Annotated in this window: 4 protein-coding genes; all 4 read left to right on the top strand. The window is 72.5% G+C overall.

Annotated features, from left to right (window positions below; translation table 11 throughout):
• The first annotated feature begins 204 nt into the window (after positions 1 to 204).
• The 4 genes from ACFQSB_RS24895 (at position 205) to ACFQSB_RS24880 (ending at position 6,913) form a co-directional block, all read left to right on the top strand.
• Positions 205 to 567, top strand: coding sequence for an MmcQ/YjbR family DNA-binding protein (locus ACFQSB_RS24895; protein ID WP_380829397.1), 363 nt, complete (start codon positions 205 to 207; stop codon positions 565 to 567).
• 184 nt (positions 568 to 751) lie between these two features.
• A complete protein-coding gene (locus ACFQSB_RS24890; RefSeq protein ID WP_380829396.1) occupies positions 752 to 1,567 on the top strand; it encodes a hypothetical protein in 816 nt (271 codons plus the stop codon).
• Complete coding sequence (locus ACFQSB_RS24885) at positions 1,564 to 2,124, top strand: hypothetical protein (protein ID WP_380829395.1); 561 nt, start codon at positions 1,564 to 1,566, stop codon at positions 2,122 to 2,124. The genes ACFQSB_RS24890 and ACFQSB_RS24885 overlap by 4 nt, the downstream gene beginning before the upstream one ends.
• A gap of 4 nt (positions 2,125 to 2,128) precedes the next feature.
• The gene (locus ACFQSB_RS24880) at positions 2,129 to 6,913 is read left to right on the top strand and encodes an nSTAND1 domain-containing NTPase (protein ID WP_380829394.1); all 4,785 of its coding nucleotides are present in this window, start codon (positions 2,129 to 2,131) and stop codon (positions 6,911 to 6,913) included.
• Positions 6,914 to 6,920: the final 7 nt, after the last annotated feature.

The following is a 6,920-nucleotide window of genomic DNA, read 5'->3' as shown; positions in this document are numbered from 1 at the left end:
CCGCACCGGCAGATCCAGGAGATCCTGCGCTGGTCACGGTGGCGCCGTCGACACCAGCATCAAGCCAGACGATCCCACTACCAGCGGAGATCCCAACGCTGATCTCAAAAGGTCACTGGAGTACTAGACGTCCACTCGTGCGCGCGCACCGGACGAGGAGGCGCCCCTTGCGGAAATGTCGGTGAGGTCTGGTAGAGGTTGGTCATGGGCGTGAGCATTGAGGAGTTCCTGCTGATGCTGACCCGTCTGCCCGAGGTGAAGCAGGCGGACGGCGGCGACTGGACGGCGCTGAAGGTGCGCGGGCGGGGCTTCGGCTACCTGTGGGAACGCACCCGCACCGTCGGGCTGAAGGCGACGATCGAGGAGCAGATCGCCCTGGTGGCCGAGCGGCCCGAGGTGTTCGAGGTCCAGTTCACCGCCGGCCGGTTCGGCTGGGTCGTGGTCCACCTCGACAAGATCGACGCCGACGAGCTGTTCGAGCTGGTCACCGAAGCCTGGTGCCTGACCGCTCCGCAGCCCCTCCTCGAGGCCCACGCCGCCACCGGAGCCCTGCCCTTCACCCCCTGACTCCCGCCGGACGTAATGCCCCATATGCCGATTAGCGGGCGAAGCACTAATAGGGTCTCAATCTGACCGAACACCGCAAATGCCGCCAAAATCCCGGGTTCATATATCGATCAGATAACCGACCTTGGCGATCCAGCCCATGACCTGACCCGCTCGCGGGGTGGAAATCTAGACTCTGAGCACAGTGCATCGCGTCCTGGGGGCGTATGTGATGAGGCGTCGTGTTTTCTGGGGTACGGGTGTCGTGCTCGTTGTGCTGATCTTGGCGGCGGGAACGGCTTATTTTCTGGTGAGGCCCACCGACTCCGTCCGGCTGAATATCGTGGCCGACAGTGGGGTGGTGCCGCTCACGTTGCCGGGGGAAGCGTCGGAGTCGTGCGGTGAGCGGGTGTGCCGGTCCGTGCTGCGGGTCGACAAGAGTGACCAGGTCAGGTCGGTCAGCGCGACCCCGGACGACGCGCTGCCGCAGGGTGTGCGGCTCGCCTACTGGGGTTGCGGGGAGGGTCCGGGGTCCGCCGCCTGCACGGTGCGCCCGGACCGGGACACCACGATCTGCGTGACGACCACCGGCCCGGCCGATGTCGAGCGGAACGCCTGCGGCACCAGGCCCGGCACGCCGGTCGCCGAAGCGCAGGGCACGTTGTCCGTCATTTTCAACACGAAATGGAAGATCAAGCTATTCGGGAACTTCGACGGGTCCTGCGCGAGCGACGGCGCCCTCGGAAAGAGGTGCGAGATCAGCATCAAACCCGGCAAGATCTATTACCTGCGCGCCCAGTTCGAGAAGGCGGCCGACCCCTATCCACGGTCCGGCCGTTCGTGGGATTTCCACTATGTGACCTATGAGGGCTGCAACAGCGGCATGGGGCACGCCGACGCGATCACCTGCGTCGTCTTCGGCGGGTCCAAGCCCGCCATGGTCTGCGTGGCCTCCGGCGATCCGGCGGAGCAGAAGCCGGCCCGCGAGTGCCTCGCCTATCGCAGGGCGGGGACGTCGTGATCGGCCAGGTGGCCGTCGCCGTGGGATGCCTCCTCGCCGTCACCGCCTGCGGTGCGAAGGCGGGGAACGACGGCGCCGCCGCCCCCTCACCATCGAAAGCCTCGCCCACGGGCGTGCCGTTGGTGGTGCTCATGCCGACCGCGTGGAGTTCCGGGATCGGCTCCGACATCCCGGGCCAGAAGTTCTGCCCCGACATCCGCAAGCGCGGCGGGACGATGCCGCAGAACACGGTGTCCTGCAGGTTCGTGGCCCCCCGCGGCATGGTCGTCCACCTCACCGCCAAGGTGCGCAAGCAGCATCCCGTTCTGGTGGGTGAGAACGAGTCCATCCGGCTCAGCCTCTGCCGCAACGGGTCGTGGTCCGAGGCGACCCGCACGGTGACCTGCACGGTCACGGCGTCCACCGGCACCGTACTGTGCCTGGACGAGAACCAGTTCAGCTCCATGATCGAATGCCCGTGGGTCGAGCAGGGGTACGCGCGCCTACCGGCGACCGTGCCGCCCGGCTTCACTCCGGGGCCGCATGTGGCGGCGCGCCAGGACGAGCCGCTGAGCTGACCCGGTGAGCGAGGAGACAGAGCCGGAGCCCGCGGAGCCGAACCGCGACGAACAGTGGAACGGCGATGACGAGCAGGCCGACGGCGATGGCCGGGCAGTCGGCGCGCCGAGCGGCCGGTCCCGGTCGGCCGACGACGCACCCACGGGCGACAGCGGACTGGCGGAGCGGAAGCGGCGCATGGGGGCCGGCATGCGCAGCAGGCTGCGGCGTTGGGCGCGGGCGACCGGGGCCGGGGTGCGCCGGGCGACGCCGGTCACGATCATGGGGGTGCTGGCGGCCGGCTCGTTCGCCACGCTGCTCGGTCCACAGGTGGGCTGGGAGGTGCTGGCCGCGGTCGGCGGCAACGTGCTGACCGACGTGGTGAAGGGGGCCGTCGAACGCATCCGGCCCGGCGCCTCCCGCGAGCAGACGCTCGATGCGGTGCAGCAGCGGATCGTGGCGACGCTGGCCGAGGGCGGTGAGCGGGCCGCCGCGTTGCGCGCCGACATCGCGCGACTGCTGAAAGAGGTGGGCGGTGTCGACGAGCTGCTCCGCGAGGTGCTGGCGGAGCAGGAGGACCTGCGCTGGGAGCTGATCGAGGGCCTGACCTCGCTGAGCGAGGAGTTCGACGAGTTCCGGTTCCTGCTGTGGGAGATCCTGCGGGCCGTCCAGGACAGCGACGACCGGGACACCGCGCGGCACGAGCAGCTCCTGGACCGGTTGCACCGGCTGGAGCTCCAGGGGTACCAGGTGCAGCTGGCGGTCGAGGCGGGGCCGCGGCGAGCACCGAGCGAGCGGCCGCCGTCTCCGTACCCGCCGTGGCGGGGCGAACGCCCGTACCGGGGGCTGGCGGCGTTCCAGCAGGGCGATGCCGGGCTGTTCCACGGGCGGGCCCAGGCCACGGCGGAGCTGCTCGGCATCGTGGCCAGGGCCGTCGAGCCCGGCGCGCTGGGCATGGTGATGGTGACGGGCGCGTCGGGGGTCGGGAAGTCCTCGCTGCTGCGCGCCGGGCTGTTACCGGCGCTGGCGGCGGGAACGCCCGTGGCGGCGGCGCGCTGGCCGCGGATCGTGCTGACCCCCGAGCAGTACGGTTCGCCGCTGCGCGGGCTCGCGGTGGAGCTGGCGGCGCTGGCCGAGAAGTCCAATCAGCGTGCGCTGCTGGAGCAGCTCACCGCCGAACCGGGCGGCGCCGGGTTCCTCGTCGCGGAGGCCGTGCTGGCCGAGGCGCGGCGGAGCCCGGCGGGCCACCTGGTGGGCGAGGATCGGCGGCTCGTCCTGGTGGTGGACCAGTTCGAGCATCTGTTCGGCACGGACGGGCCGGGCGAGGCGGAGGCGTTCGTCGCGGCGCTGCACGCCGCCGCCGTGCCGCTGCCGGATGGCGGGGTCCCGCCGGCGCTGGTGGTGCTCGGGATGCGCGGCGATCAGCTCGACCACTGCGCCCAGTACGCCGTGCTCCGGCGGGTCCAGCAGGAGAACCAGTTCGTGCTCGGCCCGATGGAGGAGGCGGATCTGCGGCGGGCGATCGTGGGCCAGGCGACGGCCGCCGGGCTGCGGGTCGAGGACGGGCTCGTGCCGATGGTGCTGGACGAGCTGCGTTCGCGAGAGCTGGCCGGCTTCGGCGCGGGGACGCTGCCGCTGGTGGCCCAGGCCATGCTGCTCACCTGGGAGAAGCGGGAGGAGGGCTGGCTGACCTGCCGGGGGTACGAGCTGTCGGGGGGCGTGCGGCGGGCGGTCGAGAACAGCGCCGAGGAGGTCTTCGGGGAGCTGGAGCCCGAAGAGCGGGACGTCGCCACGCAGGCGCTGCGCCAGATGATGTTCGTGGGCGGGGACGGGCAGCCGGTCAGCCGCAGGGTGGCCCTGGAGAGCCTGCCCGCGTCGGCGCTGCCGACTCTGCGGCGGTTCGAGGAGAAGCGGCTGCTCGTGATCGGCGACGGCGCGGTGGAGCCCGCTCACCACGTGCTGCTGAAGGCGTGGTCCCGGCTGCGGCGCTGGTTCGAGGCCGACAGCGAGGAGTGGAAGCTGTACGGGCGGCTGGTCGACGACGCGGCCCGGTGGGCGCGGAGCACGACGTCATCCGGCTCGGGTTTCCTGTACACCGGGCGGCGGCTGGAGACGGTCAGGTCGGCGGAGCGGCGGTGGGCGGCCGACCCCGGGCGGTTTCCCGTGCTGGAAGCGCAGCAGCGGGACTTCCTGGAGGCCTCGGCCGCCGCCGACCGCCGGCGGCGCGTCGTCCTGTCGTCGATCGCGGCGCTGGTGGTGATGGCGCTGGTCGCCATCGTCGGGGCGGCGGTGGTGAGCGGCAGGTCGAGGGCCGAGCTCACCGGTGAGCTGTCCCGCAGGCTGGCGGCGAGCAGTGCGCGGGAGGAGGATCCGGTCGTCGCCGCGCTGCTGGCGGCCGCGGCCTGGCGGGTCTCCCCCACCGACGAGGCCCGCTACGGTCTGCGCGCCGTCCTGGCGGGCCGCCACCGCGGCACGCTGACGGTGCCCCTCGGATCCATCGAGGCGGTCGCCGTCAGCCGGGACGGCCGGATGCTGGCGACCGCGAGCAGAGACAGCCTGATCAGGCTGTGGGACCTGTCCACGCATCGCCCGATCGGCCGGCCGCTCGCCCTGCACGCCGGCCCCGTGACGGCGGTGGCGTTCGGCGCGGACGGCCGTACCGTGGTCAGCGCGGGTGAGGACCGCACCGTTCAGGTCTGGGACCTCGAGAGAGGGCGGCGGGCCGCCCCGATCACCGTTCCTGGCACCGGGCCGATCGTGCTCGGCCCGGATGGGGCGAGGTTCTTCACCGGGACGCAGTTGTGGGACCGTGGCCTGCGGCGGCCGCTCGGCGATCCGCTGGAGGTCGAGGCGAGCGGCGCGGTCTTCGGCCCCGACGGGCGGATGATGGCCACCTCCGACTCGGAGGGAGGCGTCCGGATCTGGGATACCTACCTCGACCACCAGTTCGGCCCCGTTCTCACCGGTGCGGTACGGCCGCTGGCCTTCAGTCGCGACGGGAAGCTCCTGCTCACCACGACCGGTACGGAGCGGCTGCGGCTGTGGGACGTGGCCGGCGGCGAGGCGCTGGGCGACCGGCGGGGCTGCGCGGCGGGCGGTGCGGCGCGGGTCGCGGCGTTCCGGGCGGACTACGTGATCGCCGTCGGCTGTGCGGGCGGAGCGGTGAAGTTGTGGACCGTGAGCGGCCGCGCCCTGTTCGAGGTGGACGGTCATGACGGGCCGGTCGCCGCGGTCGCGTTCAGTCCGGACGGAACGACGCTGGTCGGCGCCGCGGGCGGTCACGTCCGGCTGTGGGATGTGCGTGATCCGCTGCTGACCTTCGTCGGCGACCGGAACACCCCGGTCGCCGTCGACCGGAGCGGGAGACGGCTGGCGACCGCAGCGGGCCGCGACGGGAACGAGGGCGTGCTGCTCTGGGATCTGGTCACCGGGCGGACCGTCGCCCTCGGCGGGCATGGCGCCTGGCCGGGTGAACTGGTCTTCAGCCCCGACGGCCGCAGTCTGGCCGCTGGAGGTGACGGCAGGGTGCAGCTCTGGGACGTGGCGAGCGGAGAGGCGCGCGGCGTCCTCGGCGACGCCGGGCCGGTGCACTCGCTCGCCTACTCCGCCGACGGGCGGTCGCTGGTGACCGCGTCGGGCGGGGCGGGGTTCACGGTGCGCTGGTGGGAGATGCCCGGCGGACGCGTACTGCGGACGCTCACTCCGAAGGTCCCGCCGAGCGAGAACCTGCCGGCGTTCGGCCATCTGACGCTCAGCCCCGACCTGCGCGTGCTCGCCTCGGTCCAGGACGGGCAGTCCTTACGGCTGTGGGACCTCGCCGACGGGCGTCCCTTGGGCGAGCCGATGGGCGGGCACGCCGGCACCATCCGCGCCATCGCGTTCAGCCGCGATGGCCGGCTGGTGGCCACGGCCGATTCGGACGGCGTCCTGCGGCTGTGGGACACCAGGACCCGCAGGCCCGTCGGCGAGCCATGGACCGGGCACACCGCCGAAGTGGTGGCCGTCGCCTTCAGCGAGGATGGCCGCACCCTCGCCTCCGGCGGGCGGGACGGGACGGTCCGGCTGTGGGACGTCGCCACCCGCCGGCAGCTCGGTGCGCCGCTCACCGGGCCGTTCGAATACGCGGCGGGGCTGACGTTCCTGCCCGGACGGGGGACGCTGGCCGCCGCCGAGGACACCGGGACGCTCGACCTGTGGCGGGTCGGGGAACCGCCCGACCCGCTCGCCGCGGTCTGCGCGACCGCGGGGCGGGCCATGACCCGGGAGGAGTGGAAACGGTACGCGCCGGGCGCCGACTTCCAGACGGTGTGCGGCGACCAGGCCCCCGCCGTGTTCCCCTCGGCGAAGGACGTGCACCGGCCGCTCCCCGTCATCACCCCGAAGCCGACCGGCTCCGCGACCGTCCCGGCGACGGCCGCCCAGTTCGCCGGGCGCTACACCCTGGTACTCGACAACGACGAGACCAGGGCCGCCTTCCGCCGGGAAGCTCCGGCGCAGACCTACCCCCTCCAGCAGGACCTCGAGAACACGGCCGCCCGCCACCGCGGCGACCATCCGATCGCACTCGAAGCGACCTGCCCCGAGCGGTCCTGCGCCCTACGCCTCACCGGCTTCGCGTACACCCCTTCCCTCACCCTCTCCCCCACCCGAAACGGAATCTTCCGCGCCTCAGTCGGCCCCCGCACCTGGACCCTGCACGCCACCACCCTCACCGCCGACCGAGTGACCACCTTCACCCTCACCTACAAGATCACCGACCCCACCCACACCTACACCGGCGCCCTGGGCTTCCGCGGCGCCCGCCCCTGACCGGCGT

The organism is Sphaerisporangium rhizosphaerae (genome assembly GCF_042665155.1).
GTDB classification, from domain to species: Bacteria; Actinomycetota; Actinomycetes; order Streptosporangiales; family Streptosporangiaceae; genus Sphaerisporangium; species Sphaerisporangium rhizosphaerae.
The sequence above is the reverse complement of the archived record's forward strand: the minus strand, read 5'-3'. Positions and strand labels throughout refer to the sequence as shown.

Coding starts and splice junctions, on each gene's coding strand:
- ACFQSB_RS24895 (WP_380829397.1), top strand. CDS start 205: ATGGGCGTGAGCATTGAGGAGTTCCTGCTGATGCTGACCCGTCTGCCC.